A 26884-nucleotide genomic window follows, 5' to 3' on the forward strand; every position below is an offset into this window, starting at 1 on the left:
GTCTCTGCCCTCTGTCTGCTTATCACTTACAGTTGGTAGTGTCCGGCGGCTTCAGGTTGGTACAGAACCTGCTCGACTCGGAAGTGCTTGACTCCGGTTGGCACTTTCCATGCCACTGTATCGCCCGTGGAATACCCGAGGATGGCTTTTCCTACGGGAGACAGCACGGAAATCTTGCCCCTATCCACATCGGCTTCATTCGGATACACGAGCGTCAACTCGCGCCGGGCTCCGGACTCCAACTCGCTCAGCACCACCCGCGAACGCATCGTGACCACCGTGGGCGGAACCTTTTTCGGCTCCACAATTCTTGCCGACTTGAGTTCCTGCTCAAGGTCTACATGGTCCGTCTCTCCACGGAGGGCGGAGTGCGGCAATTCGCACAGGAGACTCTCAATACGGGCTCGATCCTGTGTGGTGATGTAGATTTTTCGTTTTGCCATGGCATTCCACTCCTATTCTCATCGACGTTGCGGCATACAAGAATGAAGGGACCGACAACGCCAGCCACGAAGTCTCGCGGAGGGCCTTGTCAGTCCCGTTTGGTGCCTGATTCACATAATCTTTCGGAGGCCACAATGCGTCGCGCTAGCAGCGCAAGCGTCAGTGCGGTCACCCTTACTATAGTATACCTCATGCGCACTTGCGTCGTAACTCCTTGAAGTGCTGCAAGTTGGCAGTGGGTACGGATTTGGAGTATCGTTTTTGTGTTCAACATCCATGAGGGGGGACGTCATGAAACACACAGTCACTCGCCGTTCATTTATCAAGGGCGCCACGGCCGCTGGCGCGTTGGCCACGATGCGTACCGCCGCCGCGGCGGAAGAAAAGAAGATTCAGGGTTTTGACGAAACCGCAACCAATGCGGCAGCGGATAAAAAGTGGGAGCCGATCAGCGATCGCAAGATTAAGTTTGGGATTGTGGGCAACGGCGTGTGCCGTTTCGGGCCCGCGTTCTGCATCCAGGACCATCCGAATGTCGAAGTAGTCGCCGTGAGCGATCTCATCCCCGAGCGATGCCAGGAGATGACCAAGCTCTGTTACTGCGACAAGACCTATCCGTCGCTGGAAGAGCTTGTGAAAGATCCGGCCATCGAAGCGGTGTTCGTCGCGACCGACGCGCCCAGCCATTGCCGTCACTGTATCGAAGTGCTCAAACACGGCAAGCATGTGGCGACGGCCGTGCCCGCGGTATTCGGCAATCTCGAGGATGCCGACAAGTTGTTCGAGGCCGTGAAGTCGTCGGGACTCAACTACATGATGTTCGAGACGAGCGCGTTTCGCGACGACTGTTATGCGATGCGCGCGGTGTACAACGCGGGCGGTTTCGGGAAGCTTGTCTACTCCGAGGGCGAGTATTACCACTACGTCGACACGCCCATCGACTCGTACAAGGGTTGGCGCATCGGGTGTCCTCCGCTATGGTATCCGACGCATTCCACGGCGTATTACACCTGCGTGAGCGGCGGGAGCTTCACGGAAGTCTCATGCTTCGGAATGCCCAGCAAGATCGAGCACTTGGAGCCGGGAAACAATCAATACAAGAATCCATTTGGAACGGAAGTGGCGTTGCTCCGAACGAGCGAAGGCGGCATGTCTCGCATGACCATGAGCAAGGACACGCCTGGTCTGGGTGGCGAAGTGGGACGTGTGCGCGGCGAGAAGGGATCTATGACGGGCACCAAGTACGAGGGGTTGGAGGACATTTCCAAGGTGGACATCGTGAAGCCGCCACTGCCGCCCAACGTAATCCCCGGAGGTCACGGCGGCTCGCACGGATACCTCTGCGAAGAGTTCGTCACGTCGATACTTCAAGAGCGCCGTCCGCTGGTGCACGTCGCCCACGCGCTCAACATGACTGTGGCGGGGATCGTCGCCCATCAGTCCGCATTGAAAGACGGGGAACTGATGAAGATCCCGCAGTACAGTTGGTAAGAGCAAGAATTCTCGCGGGGAGGCGCTGAGTCGCACGGAGTTTACGAAACTCCTGTGTCGACCGCACAACGTCGCGGGCCCTGTCGGCTCTGCGTGACTACTTTGCGGCCACCGCCGTCGCCAGTTTGCAGGCTTCGTCCGTGAGCAACACGCCGAGGCTGTCTCCGTAGAAGGACGCGGTAACTTCGTAGCCGCTCTTGGCGTATTCGTCTTTGGTCAGGATGTAACCAATCTGGTCGGTCGTAAGGGCCGCGACGCAGGGATTTTCGATGCCCGCTGCGTGGAGAGTGTCCTTTACTTTCAGTCCGATCTCGCTGATGGGTTCGCCCGGGAACGATACGAGCTGGAAATCGTTCACGCGCACCGTGAAGAGAGGCGCTTTCTCCGGGAAGAGGATCTTCACCATCATGTCTATTTCTTCTTGCGTAACCTTGTATTCGTCACCAGCGATCTTGGTGAAATCGGGAGCGGCCTTGCGCTCCGGCAACGTTACCCACACGTTCTGGACTGCAAACGCGGTTACCTCTTCCGAGGGGATGGCTTCCGCCAGACGCGAGGCCGCAATGCCCACCTTGCGTCCGTAGTTGTAGGCCTTCTCATAGTGGCTGCCCGCGTCCGCACCGCGCGGGGACACGTCGCCTTCCGCGCCGTTGGTGTACAGGCACGTCACGCCGCCGCCCATCAAGTCTTCAACAGTGCGCTGCATGCTTCCCGCCCACTCGCCGGATACCAACATGTCGGTTTCATCCACGAAGGTTCCGTGGGCCGTGTAGTTGACGAGCACCGCCAAGGGCGCGCCGCTGGCTGTGTCGAGGCGCAACACGGTCATCTGCTGATCGAGCGGATTGCTGTTCCTGCGATTACGGTTCATGTTTGGCAGGTCAACGGCCGCGGATCCCGCTTTCACCGGTTGGAGCGCAGCGTTGGCCTGGCGAAGCCCTTCGGCCAGTCGATCGGTTACGAAGTTGAGCATGGGTTCGCTGAAGATACCGATGTTGGGATTGTTTGCGACATTACGGCGGTCAAGCGCGTACCCTTCCAGGCCCGTATGCGAATGGCTGGCGGTCATGAGCGTGCGATCGAGCGTGAGACCGTCGATCTTGGCTTTGGCGAGCGTCTCTTCGACGAGGCAAATAGGCACGCTGCAAATATCGACGGTTACGAGTGCGGATTTTTCGCCCGCATTATCGAAGAGCAACACCTTTCCGTAGATCGTGTCGAGGGTGCCGATTGCTGGCTTGCCTTCACGCGCGCCGTATCCACCGAGTTGCGTGGGGATATTCGCCTCCATGGGATTGATGCTGACGCGCGCGACGCCCACCTTCAGGGGGATTGCGCCATTGGCCAAGCTCGGCAACGCCATGCAACAAAGTGCCAGAATCAAGGTGAGTTCTTTCATGTCCGCAGCCTCCTGTGAAGACGGTTATGTTACGGCATGGTGCGGCGGCCAAACAAATGGTCGGGGTGTTCAGCGGGAACAAGTCCACCACGTGATGCCTGGAGTTCCGGAGGTTTGAGGCCTATTTGCTCGTCAATGACCGCGCACATAGGCTTCGAGAGATAGCGTTCGTCTCAAAGAGTCACGTGTCACATCAGCAACGCGCGTAGCTCGTCTTGGGCGGCATCGTCTTCTATTGCTCATTTTGGTCACAGACGCGCAGCTCAAATTGGAGCACAATAGAGGGACAGACGGAAGAAGCTGGGCAGACTATCTGCCAACAGAACGTAGAGAGAGCATGTGGTCAGAAGCGGTTCTCAGTTCCTGTAAGGATGCGTTGGATGTTGCTGCGGTGTTTGATGACAATAAGTGCCGCAAGAATGGCCACGACTACGCGCAGGGTCCATACATCGGGAAAGAGATGGGTCGGCGCGGTGGCCCAGTGGGGAGGAAGGGCAAAAACAGTGATCGTGAGCGCAATGGCCGCGGAGATGGAACCGGCGCTGACCATGCGCGTTGCGCCGACGACCGTCGCGAAGATCGCGGTCGCGATGAGAATGGGAATCGGTGCGAGGGCAAGGAACACGCCCATGCTGGTGGCGACGCCTTTGCCGCCTTTGAACTTGAGAAACACGGATGCGAGATGGCCCACGATGGCGGCGATTCCGCAGGCCACGGGCGCATAAGGCCAATCGCTGAGACGCGCGACGAGCAGAACAGGGATGATGCCTTTGGCGGCATCGCCCGCGAGGGCGGCTGCGCCGAGTCCTTTACCGAGCACACGAAGCGTGTTGGTGGCGCCGATGTTCTTGCTGCCGTGTTCGCGAATATCGATTCCCCGCAGCCATTGACCGAGCCATAGGCCGGTGGGGATGGAACCGAGGACGTAAGACAAGATAATTGAGGCAATGGTTACTAACATGGTGCAACCCATCGGTGACTTGAATACAGAGAATGTGCCACAACTCGAATTCGGCGAAACAGTATCCGCGATGCCATGTAAACAAGACGGAACACTGTCATTCTGAGCGCAGCGAAGAATCTGGCAATAACAAAGGGGCATTTTGTTCCAGATTCTTCGCTGCGCTCAGAATGACAATTGGAGTTCAGTCTTGAATAGTCCGTATCGGGCCAGAACAACGAGAAATGCATGCGTATCACCGTCCCGTGTGGCCGAAGCCGCCTTCGCCGCGCTTGGTCTCGTCCAGCGAGTCGACGGAACGCCATTCGACTTTGGTGACGGGGGCAACAATCATCTGAGCGATGCGGTCGCCGCGAGCGATGGTGAAGGGTTCTTGTCCAAGGTTGGCGATGATGATGCGGATCTCGCCGCGGTAATCGGCATCGATCGTGCCGGGGCTATTCAGCAGCGAGATGCCGTGCTTGATAGCGAGTCCGCTGCGCGGACGGATCTGCGCTTCGTAACCTTCGGGCAGAGCAATGCGCAAGCCCGTGGGAACGAGAGCACGCTGGCCAGGAGCAAGTGTGAGCGGTTCCGTCACGGAGGCGCGGACATCCATGCCCGCGGCATGCTCGGTTTCGTAGGCGGGCAGCGGAATATCGTCGGTTCCCGGTTCACGGGTAATGGCGACTTCAACGGCACGGGTCATAGAGGCAGTCCTTTGACATTGGCGTCTTTTGCGGGACCGAGCACAATCATGGCGCACTTGTCTGCGGAGAGGCACTCGCGAGCCGCGCGCAGCACTTGGTCGGCCGTGATGGCGTCGATACGGGCGATGACTTCGTCGACACCGACCACGCGGCCGTAGTACATGACCGATTTCGCCATGCGCGTCATCCGGTTGAACGTGCTCTCAAGACTCATCAGCATATTGCCTTTGATCTGTTCACGATTCAGTGAAAGCTCGTCTTCCGATACTGGCTCGTCGCAGATGCGCTTGATTTCGCCCGCGCAGAGATCGAGGCACTGATTCAGGTTCTCCGGCGCGACGGCTGCATAGACGCCCATGTGGCCGGAATGCCAGTGATGCGAGTTGAAGGTGTAGATCGAATAGGCAAGTCCCGCTTCCTCGCGAATCTTGTCGAACAAGCGAGAAGTCGAGCCGCCGCCAAGCGCGTTGCTGAGCAGGTTGTAGGCATAGCGCGTATCGTCGTGAACACCCGGGCCGGGAAAGCCGAAACATACGTGATGCTGGCCGATGTCGCTGTCTTCGATGCGTGTGCCAGCGGCGCAGGTCGCGGGTCCCGCGATGGGCGGCACCGAGCCAGGCTCCACGGGCTCGAACTCGTCTTGGACTTGACGCAGGACCGCTTGTTCGTCAAACGACCCGGCTATGGACACGATCATGTTCTCCGGCCGGTACCAGGTCGCGTAATAGTCGCGCACGTCGTCGACGGTCATCGCGGTCAACGTCTCGATGTACCCCGTGACAGGGCGGCCCAGCGGATGGTCGGGCCAAATGAATTCGGTGAAGATGTCGTGTACGTGATCTTCAGGGACATCTTCGATGCTCGCAATCTCTTCAAGGACGACGTTGCGTTCCTTCTCGAAATCGTTGAACAAGGAGTTCTTGGTGATGTCCGCCAAAATCTCGATACCGCGGTCGACGTGATCGCTGAGCATCTTCGCGTAGAGGCACGTGTAATCGCGCGAAGTGAATGCATTGAGGTGGCCGCCCTTGGACTCGACCGCCTCCATCACTTGGCGCGTCGTGCGCGTCTTTGTGCCTTTGAAAAACAGGTGTTCGAGAAAGTGCGAGATGCCGGCCTGCTTCGCATTCTCGTTGGCGGAACCGGCCTTGATCCACACGCCGATCGATGCCGAACGAAGGTAAGGCAAAGGCTCCATCAAGACCGTGAGGCCGTTGGGTAAGCGCTTCATCGTCACGGCGCCGTTGGCATATGGAAGGGTCTCGGGCATGGATTCCTCCTGGTCCGGATTTCTGGCGAACACATACGAGGCTAGACGTAACCGATGTGTTTGCCAGACTTGCAGCGAAAATAATGACAGTTCTCCACAAACAGTGTGTGTTCGCTAGAAATCCTCATGGCATAACCTCAACGTCTTACACTTCAGCAATTTGCATCGGCGCTCAGTTGCGCCGGTGCAAATTGCGGGCCTGGGGAGTGCGGTCCGTATTATGCAATGATTTTGAGCAGATACACGAATGGCGCCCCCCGAAGGAAGCGCCATTCGATTTAAGTTGGATTACCGGCGTCCACGATCACGGTCGCGGCCACCACGGTCGCCGCCACGTCCACCGCGATCACCGCCTCGGTGTCCGCCGCGGCCTCTGTCTCCGCCGCGTCCGCCACGGTCTCCGCCGCGATCTCCACCGCGGTCTCCACCACGGTCACGGTCACCGCCCGAGTGCTCGCGCGCTTCGTACTCTTCCTCGGTGATGAGACCGAGGTCAAGGTCCGCTTGAACCTTGGAGAGATTCACGCGGCCGAGCTTGTCGATTTCGATGACTTTGACGCGCACCTCGTCGCCGATTTGCACCACGTCGGTCACGTTGCGCACGTGCGTCGTGGCCAACTCGGAGATGTGCACCAAGCCTTCTTTGCCGCCAAGCACCGCGACAAACGCGCCGAACGGCATAATGCGCGTGACTTTGCCGGCATAGATCTGGCCGACTTCCGGTTCCGCAACGATGCTGCGGATCATCTCGATAGCGGCATTAGCGGCTTCGGCGTCCACTGCCGCGACATTGACTGTACCGTCGTCTTCGATCTCGATCTCCGCGCCGGATGTGCGTTGGATCTCGCGAATCACCTTTCCGCCCGGTCCGATCACATCGCGGATCTTGTCGGGATTAATCGAAATGGAGATGATTCGCGGCGCGTACTGCGAGATTTCTTCGCGCGGGGCGGACAGCGCTTCATCCATCTTACCGAGGATGTGCAAGCGGCCATCGCGCGCCTGGTGAAGGGCCTTGCTCATGAGTTCGCGGGGTACGCCCATCACCTTGCAGTCCATCTGGAACGCGGTGATGCCGTTGCGCGTGCCGCAAACCTTGAAGTCCATGTCGCCGAGGTGATCTTCCGCCCCGAGGATATCGGAGAGGACACACGCCTCGTCGCCTTCTTTGATCAAGCCCATCGCAATACCGGCGACCGGCGCTTTGATCGGTACGCCCGCGTCCATGAGGCTCAACGTACCGCCGCAGACGGTTGCCATCGAGCTGGAACCATTGCTTTCGGTGATGTCGGATACGATACGAACGGTGTACGGGAATTCGCCGTTGCCGTTTTCCTCGACCGGCACCATGCCTTCAAGGGCGCGCTCAGCGAGTTTACCGTGACCGATCTCACGACGGCCCGGGCCCGAAATGCGGCGCACTTCGCCCACGGACCAGCTCGGGAAGTTGTAGTGCAGCATGAACCGCTTGAACTCTTCCCCGGTCAGTTCGTCGAGGCGCTGTTCGTCGCGGCTCGTACCGAGCGTCGTGGTCACGAGCGCCTGCGTTTCGCCGCGCGTAAAGAGCACGGAGCCGTGCGCGCGCGGCAGAAGCCCCACTTCGATGGTGATTGGCCGGACGGTCGTCAAATCGCGGCCATCCAAACGCGTGTGGGTCTTGATTACGTTCTCGCGCATGATTCGTTTTTCGAGCGCGTCGAACGCGGCGGTAATATCGCCTTTGCGGAGGGCATACGATTCCTCGCCGTATTTTTCCGCAAGTTTGGCGTGGACTTCCTTGCCGAGTGCGTCCAACCCATCAGCATGAGAATGCTTGTCCGTGGGTTCAAGCAACGCCTTCAGGCCAGGACCGGCCAGGGCCTCCACGTCGGCGACGACTTCTTCGTCGGTCTTCGGTGGCTCGAAGGTCATCTTTTCGACGCCGACCTTCGCGCGGAAATCCTCGATGGCCTGGCAGATCTTCTTGATGTGCTGGTGGCCGAACTCGAGCGCTTCGAGCATCTTCTCTTCGGAGAGCTCCTTGGCTCCACCTTCCACCATGGTGATGGCTTCGCTGGTGCCAGCGATCATCAGATCGAGTTCGCTTTCCAGCATCTTGGACATGGGCGGATTCACGACAAGTTCGCCGTCGATCAAGGCCACCTGTACCGCGCCAATCGGGCCCAGGAAGGGGACCTTCGAAATGTGAAGCGCGGCGGATGCCCCGATAATCGAAAGGATGGCGGGGTTGTTTTCGTTGTCCGTCGAGTAGACGGTCGAAAACACCTGCACCTCGTTTACGAATCCCTTCGGGAAGAGAGGGCGAAGCGGACGGTCGGTCAAACGGCAAACCAACACTTCGCGTTCAGTGGGGCGGCCTTCACGCCGGAAGAAATTGCCCGGAATCTTGCCTGCCGCGGAACTCTTTTCGCGGTAGTCTACGGTGAGTGGGAAGAAGTCCTGTCCTTCTTTGGTGTCGTTGGCGACGCATATCGCCGAGAGCACCATGGTGTCGCCACAGGTAACCAAGACGGCCCCCTGGGCCTGCTTGGCGATCCGTCCGGTTTCCAGCGTTATCTCGGTGGAACCGACGGTCACTGAGAGACGTTCAATCATGTTCTTTCTTTTCTCCATTCTTTGGCGGAACGTCTCCCACAACGTTCCTTCATTTCGTTCTCTATGTGAACACTCCTTGTTAATAGCGTGAACGGCGTGTGCATCCGCATTGCGAACGCACACGCCGTGGTTGTCATTTGGACGGCATTACTTACGCAGACCGAGGGCCTTGACGATCGAGCGGTAGCGCTCCATATCGGAAGCCCGGACGTAGTTGAGCAAGTTGCGGCGCTGTCCGACGAGCTTGAGCAGCCCGCGACGGCCGGCAAAGTCCTTGGGGTGCGACTTGAAGTGCTCGGTGAGGTCGTTGATTCGGGCGGTCAGCAACGCGATCTGGACTTCGGCGGAGCCGGTGTCGCCTTCGTGCTTACCATGGTCTTTGATGATTTGGGTCTTGCGGTCTTTCTGCAATGTCGACATTTCACCTGTTCCTTTCATTCGGCCGGATCCCAGCTCGGCAGTGGTGAATTGCACGCCCGAGAACCGGCTATCTGCATACAGCGCCGAACCATTCGGCGCAAAATCTAACATGAAGCGCGCCCCCGGCAGTGCCAGGGACGCAGCCCGTTATTTATCTGTCAATGACGCGAGACCCGGAAGAACCTTGCCTTCCAGCATCTCCAGCGATGCGCCGCCACCGGTCGACACGTGGGACATCTTGTCCGCAAGGCCGTACTGCGTGACAGCCGCCGCCGTATCGCCGCCGCCAATCACGCTCGTAATCGCGGGGGATGTGGCCAACAAGTCGGCAATGGACCTCGTGCCCGTGCCGAACTTCTCCATTTCAAACACTCCAAGCGGGCCGTTCCATACCACGGTCTTCGAACGCTTGATGGCGTCGCTGAAGAGTTCGATGGTCTTCGGACCGATATCGAGGCCTTGCCAGCCCTTTTCGATGCCGCCCAAGCCCACGATCTTCGTGTTGGCGTCGTTCGAGAAGGCATCGGCGACCACGGTGTCGACCGGAAGAAGCAATTCTACGCCTTTTTCCTTCGCTTTTGCGAGGACGGTCTTGGCCACTTCGATGCCGCCTTCGTCCAGGAGCGAATCGCCGATTTCATAGCCCTGCGCCTTCATGAAGGTATAGGCCATGCCGCCGCCGATGATCAGCGTGTTGACGAGGTTGAGCAGGTTCTCGATGACGGTAATCTTGTCGGAAACCTTGGCCCCGCCGAGGATCGCCACGAGGGGACGATCGGGGTTGTTCAATACTTTGGTGAAATACTGCATTTCTTTCGCAACGAGGTACCCCGCGGCGCTTTGCTTGATGAACTTGCAGACGCCTTCGGTGGACGAATGGGCGCGGTGTACGCTGCCGAACGCATCGCTGACGTACACATCGCCAAGTTTCGCCAATTCCTGCGAAAGGGTTTCGTCGTTCTTGGTCTCGCCCTTGTGATACCGGGTGTTTTCCAAAACGATGATGTCGCCGGGTTGCATGGCCGCGACGGCCGCTTCAACGTCGGGACCGACGAGCGAATCGAGCTTCTTCACATTGCCGCCGACCAACTCGCGCAGGCGATCCGCAATGGGACCCATGTTGAGCAGGGCGTTCTTCTTGATGATCTTCTGCTTCTCTTCCTCGGTCTCGGCCTTCTCGGGCTTGCCCGGGCGGCCCAGGTGCGACATCAGGATCAGCTTGCCGCCGTTTTCGCGGACGTAGTTGATGCTCTGAAGCGCGGCGCGGATGCGGGTATCGTCGCGGACCGTTCCGTCCGCATTCTGCGGCACGTTGAAGTCCACGCGCATGAGGACGCGTTTGCCTTTTACATCGAGGTCTTGAATTGTCAGCTTGTTCATAAGCCCGTTCTCACTTCCGAGTCATAACGAAAGCGGCCCCGCCAGACCCTCCGGCGGGGCCGCTGAAATCGTTAGGCCATCTTCTTCAGCAGGTCGATGCAACGGCAGGAATAACCCCACTCGTTGTCATACCAGGACACGACTTTCGCAAAGTTGCCGTCCATGACGCCGGTCAGAGCCGCGTCGAAGATGCTGGAATTGCTGTTGCCGATGATGTCGCTCGACACGATCGGATCTTCACAGTACTGGAGAATGCCCTTCAAGGGACCTTCGGCGGCCTTCTTGATAGCGGCATTGATTTCTTCCTTCGTGGCCGGCTTTTCGAGCTCGACCGCAAGGTCCGTCACCGAACCGTCGGGTACGGGGACGCGCATCGCAATACCATCCAACTTGCCGGCGAGGGCGGGAAGCACCTTGCCGACCGCGCGGGCAGCGCCCGTCGTCGTCGGGATGATGTTGGCAGCGGCGGCACGGGCGCGGCGAAGATCCTTGTGCGGCATGTCGAGCACGCGCTGGTCGTTCGTATACGCGTGGATCGTGGTCATCCAGCCGCGCTTGATGCCGAAGTTCTCGTGAAGGACTTTCGCCATCGGGGCAAGGCAGTTCGTCGTGCAGCTCGCATTCGAGACGACCTGGTCGGTCGGCTTCAGGGTGTCATCGTTCACGCCCATCACGATGATGGCGTCGACGGCATCCTTCGGCGGCACGGTAAGAAGGACTTTCTTCGCGCCCGCTTGGACGTGAAGGAGGCACTTCTCTTTCGAGGTGAACACGCCGGTCGATTCGACGACGAGGTCTACGCCCAAGGCTCCCCACGGAAGATTGGCGGGGTCTTTCTCGCTCGTGATCTTGATCGCTTTGCCGTTGACGACGATCGTATCGTCCTTCACTTCAACGGTGCCCTTGAACGGCCCGTTGACGCTGTCGTACTTCAGCAAATGCGCGAGCGTCTTTGCGTCGGTGAGGTCATTGATGGCCGCGACCTCGAATCCCGGCGTCTCGAGCAACAACTTGAAGACGTTGCGACCGATGCGGCCAAACCCGTTGATGCCGATTTTGGTAGCCATAGCGTAGAGTCCTTTCGCGTTCTGGTTCGGCTGCGCCAGCCGAATCTATAGAGATTTCCCGCCCCCCTGGGTCCCATGCCTCTCTTCGGCACGGTGCGGGAAACGAGTTCACTGACATGAGGTCAAAGTTGTGGAAGGCAAACCCCTTGTAGGGCGTCTATCGCCCTGTCCCCCAACCGGGCAATTTGAACCGGTCTAAGGCAGGCACCAGCGTGTGTGACCCGGCTTGATGCCCCTTTTGGGCCGCTTTCTCGTTCCTCTTTTCAATCCCGCAGAATATGCCATAAACCGGAAAGACAAGTCAAACATAGTGCCACGAACAATTCGCCCAGTCCGCCTTGGCGGGACTCATCTTTCTCGCGGGCGCGATACGCCCTCCGAAGGGAACCCCTGGGACACCAACAACGCTCGCCGCGAACGGTTCAAGTCAAAGACGGCACGGAAATGGGCCGTTTCACCGGAATTGGCGTAGCGAGGAGATTATCGAAAGCACGGTGCACAAGCGCCTGGGGACGCCTGTGCACCATGCGAGATCGGACATTGCCCGTGGTTGCGAATCAGAAGGCTATGTCCAGCGTGGATTCCTCGTTTTCGCCCAGCGTGAACGTCTTTGAAGTCTGCGTAAATTCTTCCGTTACGTCGTCGAACGAGAGAATCGTCAGTGTATACGTGCCCGGTTGCAGCCAACCGAGTTCGTAGTCCGTCTTGCAGTGAGCGCACGCGAAAATGCCGTCCTTCACGAGGTCCAAGTACCAGCCGCCTTTACGATACGGAAACGTGTTCGCATACTTCTGGGACACGGGCGTGGTCTGCTCGCCAAAGCGCAGCACAAACGACAACCGCGGATTGCCTGGGGGCGGCGTGATCGTCCCTTTTACGCGAGCCAAACCAACCGGGCCGGCTTCAAGATTCAGTGTCTCGCCGCTTTCGACGGTCACTTGTTGCGCATAGCAGTAACGTCCGTAAACCTGCACGACGGCGACCACGGTGTATTGGCCGGGAGCAAGGTCGATGGTGTAGCTTCCATTATCTTGGTCCTTGCCTCTGAAGTTGATGGTCGCGTCCTTCTCGGGCTGATAGGCGTAGGCGTATTCAAGTTGAGCCGGACACCCCTCGGGAATGTCCCCAAGAGAGAACACGACCTTGCCGCCCTTGTTCAGCACAAGCGCGATGCCTTCTGTGCCTTGACCCGTCTGGACATCCACGTTTTCGCAGACGGGCCCGCATCCCGGTGCGGAGGCCCACACTTCGGCTTTGCCCTCGGGAATGTCCTTCAACGTGAATTTGCCGTTTTCGAGGAATTCCCCGCTTTCTTCACTGCTCCAATACATGTCCACGCCATCGCTGCGCAGTACCTTGCTCACCCACACTTTGGTTCCGACGAGCGGGGCGCCGGTCTTTTCATCTACCACCGTGCCGGAAATCCATCCGCGCTTCTTTTCGGGCAGGACGATTTGTACGTTTTTCGCGCCCAATCGGACATTGACGTCGCCGGGCGTGTCGTAGTCCGGATGGGTAACGTTAATTGAGAACCACTCGTTGGGGTGGTCGCCTACGGCCTTGGGATTCAAAGCGCCATAGGGGTAGAGCCGGGCAAATCGGAAGTTGCCTTGTCCATCGGAGAGGGTCTGGCCGTTGGGAAGTCCCGAGAATATCGTAAGACCAACGCCCGCAATGCCTTTGCCTTGCGCGTCGCACACCTTGCCCTCAATGGCGTAGCGTTTTGACGGCACGACGACCCTGACCCCTTCGGCGCTCTGTCCGGGAGTCAACTTGAGCGAGGGAGACTCGACGGCCAGTATCTGCATGCGGCCATAGATGAGGTTGGAACGGTCTGCGTTCGCAACGGTGTCCGAGCAGTAATAGAGCGTGTACTCGCCGGGAGGATTTCCCTCGTAGGTCTCCGGAAGCGGGCCGGTCCAAACGAACTTGCCTTCGCCATCAACCGGCACGGCGTTTTCCGCGGTCGGGCCGAACAGACCCTTTCGTTGCAGGCCAATCCGCACATCGGTTGCAGGCAGGTTGTCTTCGTCCACGGCAAAACCCGATACGGTTACGTTCGAAAGCTCGGCGGTTGGCGCAGCCGGTTCCGCAGCCTTTTCCGCTTGCGGTGCCGTCGCGGTAGAGGCTGGTGTGTCCGTGTTCCGCGTATTAGAAATGCCGCCCGAGGCGGTTGCTGCGTTCGTTGATATGTCAGTAGCTTGCGGCGCGCTCTTGTACGTATACCCCAAGACCCCCGCAAGAGCCACGATGCACAATGCCGCGATGATCGCGGGCAGCTTGAGCGACGCCAGCATGGACGACGAGGCCGCCGCGGGCATTGCCGCGGAACGCACGCTTTGCGCCATGGCCAGTTTGCCCAGCGCGGCCATCAAGGTCTGTGGCGCGGCGGATGCCGAGGATGATAGCGCTGCGAGTAGTCCCGTCAGCACAACCGCTTCGACCACGACTCCGCGCTTGCGCATGGCGGCTCCGAGCAGATTCAGCCCGGATTCGATACGATGCCCCAGGGTTCGGCGCGGAATGCCCAGTTCACGCGCGATGTCATGCTGCGTACGTCCGCAGAGGAAATACTGCACCAACAGGAAGCGTGTTTCTTCCGGCAGTTCGGCGATGCACTCGTCAACACAATCCGCCAACTCCTCCCGCGTCGGCGGGGTCGTTGAGGCGAGATCCTCGGCATAGGCGATCTCGCGTTGTTTGCGGCGTTCATCGGAGCGAAGGCGCGTAAGCGAACGGTAGGTGGCCGTACCGTGCAGCCACGCGCCCGGAACGCGCACGCCGGATAAGTCGGGTTTGCGGACCAACTCCTCAAAACACTCTTGAGCGACATCTTCCGCATCGGTGGGATTACGCAACACGCGCAAGCAGGTGCCATACACCATGGCCGCGTATTGACGAACCAACTCTTCAAAAGCTTGCGGCTCGCGCCGGCTAACCCAACGGACCCAAGCCGAATCCAAAGTGGCACTCATGGCAGAACCTCCTTAATTTCATGGTCTGCCTATATGTCGCCATGATAGCGCGTTTGGGCCACTCGATGGGTAGCGCGGCGCGAAGAATCGGAGTCCGGGTACTACGAAAGAGAAGAACGTTATTGAAAGTGTGGCAGGCATCCTGCCTGCCATTTTGGAAATAAAAAAGAGGCAGGCAAGATGCCTGCCACACGTTTTTCGCCGCTGCGCTACTTCGCTGTGGCCAGCGCGGCGGGGAGTTTGAAATGCACGTCTTCGGTGATGATTTCGCTTTCCACGACTTCGAGCGGGCCACGTGCGCGGAAGTAGGCGATAACGCCTTGCACGAGCGTCTCGGGAGCGGAAGCGCCTGCCGTAAGCAGGATCGCGTTGACGCCTTCGAGCCATTCTTCATCGATCATGTCGGCGGAACTGATGAGGTGCGCGGGTTTGCCTTTGGCGTGGCAAATCTCAGCCAGGCGATTCGAATTGGCGCTCTCGCGGTCGCCCACGACGAGCACCAAATCGACCTGCGGCGACAAGGCGTTCACGGCAGCCTGTCGATTGGTCGTCGCATAGCAGATATCGGCCTTGGGCGGACCCTGGATCTTCGGAAATTTCCTGCGGAGCGCGTTGATGACGCGTTCGCAGTCTTCGACACTCAGCGTGGTCTGCGTGATGTAGGAGACATGGTCGGGATTGGGCACTTCGAGGCGCTCGACGTCTTCGTCGGTAAACACGAGGCGGATGTTCTTCGGCGCCCAGCCCATGGTGCCGACGGTTTCATCGTGGCCGTCCTCGCCGATAAGGATGATGGTGTAGTCCTTGGAAGCGAAGCGCCGTGCCTCGTTGTGCACTTTCTCCACGAGGGGGCACGTTGCGTCGATGACCTGCATTTGGTACTTGTCGGCGTGGGCGTAACGGTCCGGAGAGACGCCGTGGGCGCTAAACAAGAGGTGAGCGCCTTCAGGGACATCGTTGATTTCTTTGACGAATACGGCCCCTTTCGCCTTTAAATCGTTGACAACATGGGCGTTGTGAACGATGTCGTTCAACACGTAAACCGGCGCGCCGTAGCGTTCAAGCGCCTGCTCGACGCAACGAATGGCACGTTCGACGCCCGCGCAGAATCCACGGGGCCGGGCGAGAATGATCTTCATGGAACCTCCTGGTTGGTCTACATAGCTCAACAGACCGGCGCACGGGGGTATTCCTCTGCCGACGGATAGACGATCATCTTAACACAACAATCGCGGGCGGAACACCGCTTTTGCGTCGATTGCCGGGCAAATGCTATAGTATTCCGTCCCGATTATCCCACGAGCACGAGCGGGTGCAAGGACCAGGGGGATCGCCCGCAAAGCCATACTTAGGAGGATTCACCCCATGCCATTGGTACCCATGCGTCAAATCCTGGACGAGGCCGCAAAGGGCGGTTACGGCGTCGGCGCGTTCAACGTTAACAATATGGAACAGATCCAGGCGATCATGGAAGCTGCGAACGAGACGAACAGCCCCGTGATTATCCAGGCAAGCCGCGGCGCCTTGAAGTACAGCCGCATGATCTACCTCAAGAAGCTTATGGAAGCGGCTGTCATCGAATATCCGAACATCCCGGTTTCGATGCACCTTGATCACGGCAACAGCATCAAGACCTGCGAGCAGGCCATTGAGCTTGGGTTCACCAGCGTGATGATGGACGGTTCCCTTGCGGAAGACGGCAAGACGCCGAACAGCTACGAGAAGAACGTCGAGGTCACGAAGGCCGTTGTCGACATGGCGCACAAGTACGGCGTCACCGTCGAAGGCGAGTTGGGTTGCCTTGGCGGCATCGAAGACGGCCACGGCGCGGGCCTCTCCGCCGAAGAAGTGAACGACCACCTGACCGACCCGGCTCAGGCGGAAGACTTCGTGAAGTTGACGGGCGTGGATGCGCTTGCCGTCGCTATCGGCACGAGCCACGGCGCGTATAAGTCCGGCCGTGTCGATCCCAAGACGGGCGAAGTGCTGCCCCCGGCCCTCGCCATGGACCGTATTCACGAGATCCACAAGCGTATGCCGAATTGCCACATGGTTATGCACGGTTCGTCGAGCGTTCCGAAGGAACTCGTCGACATCATCAATCAGTACGGCGGCAAGATGCCGGGAACCTTCGGCATTCCGGTCGAGCAGATCCAGGATGGTATCCGTCACGGCGTGCGCAAAATTAACGTCGATACGGACAGCCGCTTGGCGATGACCGGCGCGGTGCGTAAGGTGTTCGTCGAGACGCCGGCGAAGTTCGACCCGCGCGATTGGCTCGGACCTGCGCGCGAAGCCGCGAAGCAGGTTTATCTTGACCGCATGCGCGCATTCGGCCAGGCTGGACATGCTGGGGACTACAAGCAGATGTCGCTCGACGATATGAAAGCGGTGTACGCGAAGGGTTAATCGCTTTCGTCCCGAGTTGGTTTGCCAAAGCGCCTCCGGATTCGTCCGGAGGCGCTTCTTCGTTGCCACTCGGCAGGTTCGGTCCGAATCCGAGACCGGCCCTCTCGGCCGTAGGCTCAAAATCGGCACGGACGCCCCAACAATTTCCCGTAGCAGGGTCTAGTCATAGGAACACGCGGCGTGATACTCTTGGACTCAAGAGTGTGACTGGGGTCCGCGACGGCGTCTTATCTTCATGGAGTCAATTCGATCCGTGCCAGACACTTCACCGAGCACCGTAAGCGACACGTTGGCCAAGCGCATCTTCGAACTGTCGCCTGTTGGCATGGCAGTGCTCTCGACTGACTATGCATGGGGAAGCGTGAACGATGCGTTCTGCCGCGCGTTTGGCTACACGCGCGAAGAGCTCCTTGCACTGACATGGAACCAACTGGTGTTTCAGGACGACGCGGGCCTGGCCGGAAAACACCTTAAACCCATCTTTGCCAGTAAGCGCCGTGGCGCTTCATTTGAAGCTCGGCTGAATGGCAAAGGAGACCGCACCTTCCTCGCACAGGTATCCGCAAGCTCCCTTTCGGAGGACGGCAAGGCGCCCAACTGTATTCTGGTAGCCGTTGAAGACCTGACCGAAAGGAGACTGGCCGAAGAGCATCGGCGTCACGCAGAGAAGATGGAAGCCATCGGCGTACTGGCGGGAGGATTCGGTCATGACTTCAACAACATCCTCGCAACTATCGATGGAAACCTCGACCTGGCACTGGAGGACCTCCCCGAGTCGCTGACAGGAATTCGGGAGTTTCTGTCGGATGCGCTCAACGCGACACGGCGCGCCAAAAGGCTTGTTCAGCAGATTCTGGCGTTCGGCAGACGGAAACCGGCAGAGCATAGACCCCTTGATCTGAGGCCGATCGCAACCGACGTCGCCCGGCTTATGCGGGCATCCCAACCCGCGAATATCGAGATCGCATTGAGCCTTCCGGATTCGCCACTGGTGGTCAAGGGAGATGCCGCCCAAATGCACATGGCGTTCTTGAATCTGAGCACAAACGCGTGCGATGCCATGCGGGCAAACGGGGGCACGCTCTCCATCGTGCTGGGTCTGAAGCCTATGTGCAGAGACGGTCAACCTCAGACGTCATGCCCGTATGCAAGCATTGTCGTACAGGATACCGGCGTAGGAATGGACGATGCCCTGCTCTGCCGGATCTTTGATCCCTATTTCACAACCAAGCCCAAGGGTGAAGGGGTCGGCATGGGATTGGCCGCGGTTCACGGAATCGTGGAGCGCCATGGGGGAAAGATAAAGGTAACAAGCAAACCGTCTTGTGGGTCGACGTTTGAAATGCTCCTGCCCGTAGTCGCGGATACCGTGCCAGATGATGACGCCTGGCTGCTCGACGACGGTCCGAGTGGAAACGGCGAATTGGTTCTCTTCGTGGACGACGAGCCGTCCATCATTAGCATTGGGGAGCGATCGCTGGTTCGCCTCAACTATCGCGTCGTGAGTTCCACGAACAGTCAACAGGCCCTGGATTTGTTTCGCGCGTCTCCTGACGCATTCGACATCGTGGTCACGGATCAAACCATGCCCCAATTGACAGGAATCGACATGGCGCGCGAGATGCTCCAAATCCGGCCCGATATCCCCATCATCCTCTGCACGGGATACAGCGAGAAAGTCTCGGAGGAGGTCGTTTACGAAGCGGGTATTCGAGCCTTGCTCTCGAAACCGATACTGACGCCCGTCATGGCGCAGGCCATTGAGAAAGCGCTGCGCTCAAGTGCGTGATTCAAATCGCGGTTGCGTGCGCCGCACAGCAGCGGCGCAAGCATGCGCATTGCATTGCGCACTCCATTTGAGGAATTCTCATGATTGCGACGGGGTTGGATTCCTGGCGGCCTTCATTGGCAGTTTGCGGAACGCGTGTCGCACGAGCATGCATCTCAGCATGCCGGCAATGCGCGTTGAGAGGGTGGTAAACGAATGGCTCGAGTCTTGATTGTCGACGATGACGAGGCATTTGCTCGCGTGCTTTCACACACCGTTGAACGTCTGGGGCACGACACGGACACCGTAGGAACCTGTGCCAAAGCATTGTCGGCAGCGAGTGCCCACGCGTACGACGTGCTGTATCTGGACGTGAATCTGCCCGACGGCAACGGCCTGGAAATCCTGCCACTCCTGCAACAAGCCCACTCGCATCCGGAAACCATCATCATTACAGGGGCTGGCAACGCGGATGGCGCATCGCTCGCAATCCGATCGGGCGCGTGGGACTATATTGAGAAGTCGGCAACGCGCCAGGAAATGACCCTGCCCCTGGTGCGGGCGCTTCAATACCGCGGAGAACGCCAAACCAAGAAGACCCGTTTATTCAATCGGTCCGCCATTGTGGGCGATTCTCCCAGCTTGCGTTTGTGTCTCGAAGCGGCGGCGCAGGCCGCGGAAAGTGACGCCAGCGTGTTGATTGTCGGAGAGACCGGCACGGGCAAGGAACTCATTGCGTCTGCCATTCATGAGAATGGGGCGCGCAAGCAGAAGAGTTTTGTCGTGGTGGACTGCGCCGCATTGCCCGAGACACTGGTCGAGAGCATCCTCTTCGGACACGTAAAGGGCGCGTTCACGGGGGCGAACACGGATCGAGAAGGTCTCGTGTTGCAGGCAGACGGCGGCACGCTATTTCTGGACGAAATCGGAGAGCTCCCGCTGCAACTACAGAAGTCCTTTCTGCGCGTATTGGAGGAACACTGCTTCAGGCCCGTCGGCGGACATGAAGTATTTTCCAGCGATTTCCGGCTTATCGCGGCGACCAATCGCGACCTGGAGGCCATGGCCCGGGCTGGTGAGTTCCGTCAGGATCTGCTGTTTCGTCTGCGCGTGCTGACTGTCGAAGTGCCTCCATTGCGAGAGCGGAAGGAGGATATTCGGGCCATTGCGATGCACCATGTGAACATGCTCTGCGAAAAGCACGGGGTTGCGACCAAGGGGTTCTCTCCGGACTTCTTCAGCATGCTCACGGCCTACGATTGGCCTGGAAACGTGCGGGAACTGGTTCACGCGTTGGACCGTGTATTTGCCTATGCACGCGAAGACAACGTCCTCTTCCCCAAACACCTTCCGACGGAACTGCGGGTGAAAATGTCGCGCTACGGCGTCCACGGCCAAGTCCCCCAGGTCGCCATCTCCCCTGACGTACGGCCCAAACCCGCGTCATTGCCTGCGATGAAAGAAATGCGGGATGCCGCCATTGCGACCGCAGAGCGGCGTTACCTGGAGGATTTAATGGCGCTGACGGAAGGCAACATTAACGCGGCCTGCAAAATATCGGGGCTTTCCGTACCCAGGCTGTACGCCCTCCTCAAGCAATATGAAATCTCTCGCAAGGGCGGCTGACGCATCGTATTTCGAGTATTCATCCGGCGATTAGGCCGCTTTTTATTGCGCAACAAGAATTTCCTTATTGCCGCACAATAATTCTCGCTCCTCATCAGCCATCTAGTCTTCCTTCTTCGGCGCAAATAAACCCCGTAAACCTTTCGTAATAATTATCTTAACTCTGAGCCGCGATTTCTGGCATCGCCAATGCTATTGCCCCAAGCCTCGTATGGGTTGCGGACTGCGGATAGACGCGAAGGGGTATGCGGCTATGGGATCACGAATCCTGTTCCTGGATCAGGATCTCGACCATGTCAGCAGACGTTTGCGCGGGGTCCTCTCCGAAGCGGGACTTGATCATCGAGTCGAATACTTCGACTCCGATAAAGCTCTCTTGGAACGGCTTTTGGGTCCACTCGACGACATTATGCTCACCATCATTCGCGTGCGCGACAAAGAGCATCTCGTTCAGCTTGCGATCCACAGCATGTTCTTACGAGGTATCCGCGTAGTCGTCGTATTACCTGAAATGGGTCACGAGAGCATCACCATTGCACACATCTTTCATCCCAGCCTCGTGCTAAGCGTCGAGGACGACTTCGGCGAAGTCGCGGCGATAGTGGACAAGCTGATGCGCTCTGAAACGGAAGAAGGCAATTGCAGTCCGGGCGGTCCGTCTCCCAGGCGAGCAGCGGCATATACCAAAGCGGCGGACGAGTGACCGGTTCTGAAGGTAGTTGGGTACCCAAAACAGGGAGAAAGCGATTATGACCTATTCAGACGCGAAAACCACTACAGGGCGCTCGTTCGGGGCGGCGGGCAAGTATCTGACCTTCACCCTGGGGGAGGAAACGTACGGACTGGAAATCCTGACAGTCCAGGAGATCATCGGCATATTGCCGGTGACGCATGTACCCAACACGCCCGCCTACGTGCGGGGCGTAATCAACCTTCGCGGAAAAGTGATCCCCGTCGTGGACCTTCGGCTGAAGTTTGGTTTGGAAGCGGCGCAAGACACAGAGCGAACCTGCATCATCGTGCTGCAAACCAAACGCGAAGACGGTATTCCGTCAACGACGGGAATCATAGTCGACTCGGTCTCCGAAGTGCTGGCCATCACGGAAGAGCAAATCGAAGAACCACCTTCTTTTGGAGATTCGGTGGAAATCGATTTCCTGAAAGGCATCGCGAAAGTCGGCGACAAAGTGTGTGAATTACTGGATTTGGAGCGCACGCTGTCTAGCGCGGCCATTGTCGCAGCGGCAGAAGGCAAGGCGTAGACACTCCATCGTCAAAGCTAATTGGGACTGGCCCGCGTTCAAGTACGTTCGGGGATAGCGAACGGTTAAGGAGAATAGAAGACATGTTCACAAATCTTACGCTTGGAAAGAAGATTGCCGTCGGTTTCGGCACGTTGATGCTCCTCATGGCATTTCTGGGCGGTCTGGCCGTGTGGAACATTGGTTCGGTACGCCAGCAAATCACGTATTTGACCACCGAGAATATTCCCGAAGTGCAAGTCGCTAACGACGTGGAGCGGCATTCACTGCTGACGATGTACAACATGCGAGGGTATGCGCTGAGTTACGACCCGAAATTCTGGGATCAGGGCGCGACCGAACTCGAGTCGGTAAAGAAGTATCTCACCGACGCGAAGGCGATGGGCGACAGCACTCCGCGACTGGCGAAGCTGAAAGAGGCTGCATCGATTGCAGAGGAGCATGCGCTGGAGTACGAAGGATTGGCGAAGCAGTCCAAGGAGACCATCGACCAAATCGCCAAGGACCGCGAGACATTGAATGAAGCTGCCAAGAAGTACATGGACGTCTGCTACGCGTTCCTGGCAGGTCAGGAAGCAAAGCTGCGCGAGGAGCTGACCGGCAAAGCGGCCGAAGGCGACGCAACGGCGCAAGCAGGAGCGACGACGGGGGCGATTACGCCGGATAAGCTGGTCCAGCGAGCAGACAAGGTCACGATCGTCAACAACATTATCGACCAAGGCAATGAGACTCGAATTGCCGTGTGGAAGGGCCAGGCCCTGAACGATGCAAAGTCGATTGAGGAGGCCCTGAAGAACTTCGATGAAATCGCCAAGTTGCTTGAATCCCTCAAGCCGATCACGCACCTGGAAGAGGACCTAAAGCGCATCGAAGAGTGCAATGCGGCCGGAATGGAATACAAGACAGCCATGACAGAACTTGTCGGGTCCATGACGAAGCTCGCCGATATTTCGACGAAACGGGGCGAGGCTGCGCAAGCCGTGCTCGACCAGGCCCAGAGTACGGCGAAGATGGGTATGGACGACACGGTTCGCGTGGCGACGGCGGCGGTGTCGGATGCTTCCACCCAAATCATCATTGGATTCTGCATCTCCGTGGCGATTGGCATTGTAATGGCATTGCTCATCACCCGCAGCATCACGCGCGCGATCACAATTATCATCGGCAATCTCCGCGAAGGCGCGGCGCAGGTTAATAGCGCTTCACAGCAAGTAGCCCAGGCGAGCCAATCGATGGCGGAAGGCGCGAGCGAACAAGCGTCATCGCTGGAAGAAACTTCCGCGTCTCTCGAAGAACTCACTTCGATGACCCGGCAGAACGCGGAGAACGCCAACAAGGCCAACGCGATGACCATCGAAGCGCGCAACGGCGCCGACAAGGGCCGCGCGGCCATGAAGGGGATGATGGAAGCAGTGGCCCAGATCAAGTCATCGTCCGACGAGACTGCGCGCATCATCAAGACCATTGACGAAATCGCGTTCCAGACGAATCTGCTGGCGCTGAATGCGGCGGTGGAAGCGGCACGGGCGGGCGACGCAGGCAAAGGCTTTGCGGTGGTCGCCGAGGAAGTACGCAACCTGGCGCAGCGCAGCGCGGAAGCGGCAAAGAACACCGCTGCCCTGATAGACGAATCGAAGAAGAACTCCGATCGCGGCGTGGCGGCCTCCGACGAAGTCGCGTCGATCCTCGAGCAGATCGCCGATTCGGTCAGCAAGGTCGCAACGCTGATGGCCGAAGTGTCCGCGGGTAGCAATGAACAAGCGCAAGGCATCGATCAGATTTCGACGGCGGTTGCACAGATGGACAAGGTAACGCAAACAACAGCAGCGAATTCGGAAGAAGCGGCTTCCGCGGGCGAGGAACTGTCTGCGCAAGCCCGCGAATTGAATGAAATGGTGGCCTCGCTGACCGCGCTCATCAAAGGGCGCGCGGCAGCGGAAGCAGATCTTAGGAGCGACGGGAACGGACTTGCTCTCGGTTCCGGTAAACGCCGTGTCGCCACGCTCGGTTTCTCAGGCGGCAACGGAGACCGTCGCTCCAAGTCCTCGACAGGCACCGCATTGGCGGCGCCGTCGGCGCGTTCACGCGTAGCCAGTCCGGAGCAAGTGATTCCTCTTGACGAGGACATCAAAGACTTCTAGGGCTATCGAGTGGAACGAGTGGTAATCCCGGCCGGTTTCGACCGGCCGGGACTCCACACCTCCGAGATTGTGAGTGCGCGATGCATGGGCGGAACTGGGAAATGTCGCCGCGGACTACACACGAGCAACAGCGTACCTTCCGCAATGCCATCGAAAAACTGCTAGAGGAGAGAAACGAATGTATTCAGGCATGACGCTTGGGAAAAAGATTGCCGGGGGCTTTGGGATCCTGATGATTCTGATGGGCCTTCTGGGCGCTCTGGCCGTTTGGAACATCGGGGCAGTTCGACAGCAGGTGACTCATCTGACGACGGAGAACCTCCCCGAAGTTGAAGTGGCAAACGAGGTGGAGCGCAATTCACTCAAAACGATGTACCAGATGCGCGGGTTCGCTCTGAGCGAGGAACCCAAGTACTGGGAAGAGACGAACAAGAATCTGGATGCGGTAAAGAAGTATTTGACGGACGCGAAGACGCTGGGGGGAAGCACTCCGCGCCTGGCGAAGCTGCTGGAGGCCGCGACAGTCGCCGAGGAGCACGCGCTGGAGTATGAACGGCTCGCCAAGCAGACCAACGAAAAGATCACGGCCATCACGGAAAGCCGCACAAAGCTTAATGAGGCGGCCCAGACATTTATGGAGCAGTGCGCTTTGTACCTGGCAGGCCAGGAAAAGAGCATGGCGAGCGACATCACGGGCGAGGCCGCACCCGCGGCCACGCAGGCCGAGCCGGCTCAGCATGCCGCGGCCGCCAAAGAGACCGAGGCGGCCCCGGTGGCGGTGCCGGAGTGTCCGGACGGCGATGCGGTGATACAGAAGTTGAAGGAAGGGAACGGCAGGTTTGTGGCCGGCGCCAGCCAGCACCCGGATGCGACGGCGAGCCGGAGAACGGACACGGCACAGAACGGTCAGAAGCCAATCGCCACTATCATCGGGTGTTCGGATTCGCGCGTTCCGCTGGAAGTGGTCTTTGACCAGGGGATCGGGACGCTTTTTGTAGTGCGCGTGGCGGGGAATGTCTGCGACACGGACGAAATCGGCTCAAGCGAGTATGGAGTGGACCATCTTGAGACGCCGTTGCTTGTGGTGCTTGGGCACACGAAATGCGGCGCGGTGACGGCGGTTGCAACGAATGCAGCGCTCCACGGCAACCTGCCGGGTCTGGTGGACAACATCGGCCCGGCGGTAGCCGCGGCGAAGGCAGGCGCGGCGAATCTGTCGGGCGACGCGCTGGTAGACGCGTCGATTCGCGCGAACGTATGGCAGTCGATCGAGGACATGCTGCGCCGCAGTCCTGCCATTCAGGAACGGGTGAAGGCGGGCAAGACGAAGGTCATTGGCGCAATGTATCACCTGGACTCGGGCGAGGTCGAGTGGCTGGGGCCGCATCCGCGCCTGGGCAGCCTTCTTGCGGAACCGGCGGGCGCGCCTGGGCACGTTGCGGCCGGCGAGACCTCACACGCAGGACCGACGAAGGTTGCGTCGGCTCCCGAAAAGCTGATGCAACGGCTGGGCAAGATTGCCACGGCAAACAGGGTTGCCAATCTAGGACAAGAGACGCGGGTGGCCGTGTGGAAGGCGCAGGCATCGCGCGACCCCAAGCTCATTGAGGGTGCGTTCGGGAACCTGGATGAAATAGAGAAGGAACTGGCGTCACTGGTTCCCATCACGACTCAGGCCGCCAACCTGGAGCAGATCGAGAAGACGCGGGCGGCCGCACAGGAATACAAGGCGGCAATGACGGTTCTACATGATGCCATGGTGGAACTGGCCGAACTCGGCGCGAAGCGGCAGGAAGCGGGCGATCAAGTTCTCGCACAGGCAGAGAGCACAGCCAAGCTTGGGATGGAGGATACGGCGCGGGTAGCGACGGCGGCAGTTTCTGACGCATCAACGCAGATAGTGATTGGTTTCTGTATTTCGGCGGCGATTGGCATCGTGCTGGCGCTCTTGATAACGCGGAGTATTACACACTCGATCACGGGCATCATTGGCGGCTTGCGGGAAGGCGCGGCGCAGGTGAACAGCGCGTCGCAGCAGGTGGCGCAGGCGAGTCAGTCGATGGCGGAAGGCGCAAGCGAGCAGGCGTCATCGCTCGAAGAAACCTCTGCGTCGCTGGAAGAGCTGACGTCGATGACGCGCCAGAACGCGGACAATGCAATAAAGGCGAACTCCATGACCATCGAAGCGCGCAACGGAGCAGACAAAGGGCGCGCGGCCATGCAGGGCATGATGGAAGCGGTGGCCCAGATCAAGTCATCGTCGGACGAGACGGCACGGATCATCAAGACCATCGACGAAATTGCGTTCCAGACGAATCTGCTGGCGTTGAATGCGGCGGTGGAAGCGGCGCGCGCCGGCGATGCGGGCAAAGGATTCGCGGTTGTGGCCGAGGAGGTGCGCAACCTGGCCCAGCGCAGCGCGGAGGCAGCCAAGAACACGGCGGCACTGATTGACGAGTCGAAGAAAAACTCCGATCGGGGTGTGGCCGCGTCCGAGGAGGTGGCAGCGATCCTGGAGCAGATTGCGGGTTCGGTAGGAAACGTGGCTGCGCTGATGGCAGAGGTTTCCGCGGGCAGCAATGAGCAGGCGCAGGGTATCGAGCAAATTTCGACGGCTGTCGCGCAGATGGACAAGGTAACGCAGACGACAGCGGCAAACTCGGAGGAGGCTGCATCGGCGGGCGAGGAGTTGTCGGCCCAGGCGCGCGAACTGAACGAGATGGTGGCCAATCTTACGGCGCTGATCAGGGGCCGTGCCGCGGCAAACGATGACCTGGGATACAACGGCGGGCGTACTTCGAGCGGGCATGGCGCGCGGCGAGCAGCAGCACCGGGCCATGCGATCAAGAGCATCGACCGCCGATCCGGTTCCACTGGCAGGACAGCGCTGGCATCGGCGCCGGCGCGGTCACACGTAGCCAACCCCGAGCAGGTATTGCCTCTGGATGACGATGAGATGAAGGACTTCTAAGCGGGACAGAAGGTAT

The 26884-nt window shown here is 58.9% G+C and carries 19 protein-coding genes; 8 read left to right on the top strand and 11 right to left on the bottom strand.

Annotated elements, in window-relative coordinates:
- Positions 1 to 26 precede the first annotated feature (26 nt).
- Positions 27 to 443, bottom strand: a complete 417-nt coding sequence (gene rnk / locus K1Y02_08065) for a nucleoside diphosphate kinase regulator (protein ID MBX7256304.1) — start codon at positions 441 to 443, stop codon at positions 27 to 29.
- Positions 444 to 735: 292 nt separating this feature from the next.
- Here rnk and K1Y02_08070 point away from each other — a divergent pair, with 292 nt between their 5' ends.
- On the top strand, positions 736 to 1935 hold the full coding sequence (locus tag K1Y02_08070) for a Gfo/Idh/MocA family oxidoreductase (protein ID MBX7256305.1): 1200 nt from the start codon (positions 736 to 738) through the stop codon (positions 1933 to 1935).
- A gap of 97 nt (positions 1936 to 2032) precedes the next feature.
- Here K1Y02_08070 and K1Y02_08075 read toward each other — a convergent pair whose 3' ends face one another.
- The 10 genes from K1Y02_08075 to ispH all read right to left on the bottom strand — a co-directional run bounded on the left by K1Y02_08075 (position 2033) and on the right by ispH (position 15830).
- A complete protein-coding gene (locus K1Y02_08075) occupies positions 2033 to 3334 on the bottom strand; it encodes a neutral/alkaline non-lysosomal ceramidase N-terminal domain-containing protein (GenBank protein MBX7256306.1) in 1302 nt (433 codons plus the stop codon).
- A gap of 343 nt (positions 3335 to 3677) precedes the next feature.
- A complete protein-coding gene (gene plsY, locus K1Y02_08080) occupies positions 3678 to 4295 on the bottom strand; it encodes a glycerol-3-phosphate 1-O-acyltransferase PlsY (protein ID MBX7256307.1) in 618 nt (205 codons plus the stop codon).
- Between the two features lie 235 nt (positions 4296 to 4530).
- Positions 4531 to 4983, bottom strand: coding sequence for a dUTP diphosphatase (gene dut / locus K1Y02_08085; GenBank protein MBX7256308.1), 453 nt, complete (start codon positions 4981 to 4983; stop codon positions 4531 to 4533).
- Positions 4980 to 6254: an insulinase family protein gene (locus K1Y02_08090; protein MBX7256309.1), complete on the bottom strand. Its 1275-nt coding sequence runs from the start codon at positions 6252 to 6254 to the stop codon at positions 4980 to 4982. The genes dut and K1Y02_08090 overlap by 4 nt, the downstream gene beginning before the upstream one ends.
- 288 nt (positions 6255 to 6542) lie before the next feature.
- Entirely contained in the window at positions 6543 to 8849 is a 2307-nt protein-coding gene (pnp, locus tag K1Y02_08095) for a polyribonucleotide nucleotidyltransferase (protein ID MBX7256310.1), read from the bottom strand.
- A gap of 147 nt (positions 8850 to 8996) precedes the next feature.
- Positions 8997 to 9269, bottom strand: coding sequence for a 30S ribosomal protein S15 (gene rpsO / locus K1Y02_08100; GenBank protein MBX7256311.1), 273 nt, complete (start codon positions 9267 to 9269; stop codon positions 8997 to 8999).
- Between the two features lie 147 nt (positions 9270 to 9416).
- Complete coding sequence (locus tag K1Y02_08105) at positions 9417 to 10649, bottom strand: phosphoglycerate kinase (GenBank protein ID MBX7256312.1); 1233 nt, start codon at positions 10647 to 10649, stop codon at positions 9417 to 9419.
- A 71-nt stretch (positions 10650 to 10720) separates the two neighbouring features.
- Positions 10721 to 11716: a type I glyceraldehyde-3-phosphate dehydrogenase gene (gene gap / locus K1Y02_08110; protein ID MBX7256313.1), complete on the bottom strand. Its 996-nt coding sequence runs from the start codon at positions 11714 to 11716 to the stop codon at positions 10721 to 10723.
- Positions 11717 to 12273: 557 nt separating this feature from the next.
- Complete coding sequence (locus tag K1Y02_08115) at positions 12274 to 14691, bottom strand: sigma-70 family RNA polymerase sigma factor (GenBank protein MBX7256314.1); 2418 nt, start codon at positions 14689 to 14691, stop codon at positions 12274 to 12276.
- Between the two features lie 209 nt (positions 14692 to 14900).
- Complete coding sequence (ispH, locus tag K1Y02_08120; GenBank protein ID MBX7256315.1) at positions 14901 to 15830, bottom strand: 4-hydroxy-3-methylbut-2-enyl diphosphate reductase; 930 nt, start codon at positions 15828 to 15830, stop codon at positions 14901 to 14903.
- Positions 15831 to 16056: 226 nt separating this feature from the next.
- On the opposite strand from ispH, the gene K1Y02_08125 reads away from it, so the two are divergent.
- From K1Y02_08125 to K1Y02_08155, 7 genes are all read left to right on the top strand, one after another.
- On the top strand, positions 16057 to 17100 hold the full coding sequence (locus K1Y02_08125) for a ketose-bisphosphate aldolase (GenBank protein MBX7256316.1): 1044 nt from the start codon (positions 16057 to 16059) through the stop codon (positions 17098 to 17100).
- 253 nt (positions 17101 to 17353) lie between these two features.
- Complete coding sequence (locus tag K1Y02_08130; GenBank protein ID MBX7256317.1) at positions 17354 to 18889, top strand: response regulator; 1536 nt, start codon at positions 17354 to 17356, stop codon at positions 18887 to 18889.
- 195 nt (positions 18890 to 19084) lie between these two features.
- Complete coding sequence (locus K1Y02_08135) at positions 19085 to 20494, top strand: sigma-54 dependent transcriptional regulator (GenBank protein ID MBX7256318.1); 1410 nt, start codon at positions 19085 to 19087, stop codon at positions 20492 to 20494.
- A gap of 253 nt (positions 20495 to 20747) precedes the next feature.
- A complete protein-coding gene (locus K1Y02_08140; GenBank protein ID MBX7256319.1) occupies positions 20748 to 21197 on the top strand; it encodes a hypothetical protein in 450 nt (149 codons plus the stop codon).
- A 46-nt stretch (positions 21198 to 21243) separates the two neighbouring features.
- Complete coding sequence (locus tag K1Y02_08145; protein MBX7256320.1) at positions 21244 to 21756, top strand: chemotaxis protein CheW; 513 nt, start codon at positions 21244 to 21246, stop codon at positions 21754 to 21756.
- Between the two features lie 83 nt (positions 21757 to 21839).
- Complete coding sequence (locus K1Y02_08150) at positions 21840 to 23897, top strand: hypothetical protein (GenBank protein MBX7256321.1); 2058 nt, start codon at positions 21840 to 21842, stop codon at positions 23895 to 23897.
- Positions 23898 to 24075: 178 nt separating this feature from the next.
- Positions 24076 to 26868 carry a hypothetical protein gene (locus K1Y02_08155; protein ID MBX7256322.1) on the top strand — a complete coding sequence of 931 codons (2793 nt, stop codon included), beginning with the start codon at positions 24076 to 24078 and terminating at the stop codon, positions 26866 to 26868.
- The last annotated feature ends 16 nt before the right edge of the window (positions 26869 to 26884 follow it).

The sequence above is a fragment of the Candidatus Hydrogenedentota bacterium genome (assembly GCA_019695095.1).
Taxonomy (GTDB): Bacteria; Hydrogenedentota; Hydrogenedentia; order Hydrogenedentales; family SLHB01; genus JAIBAQ01.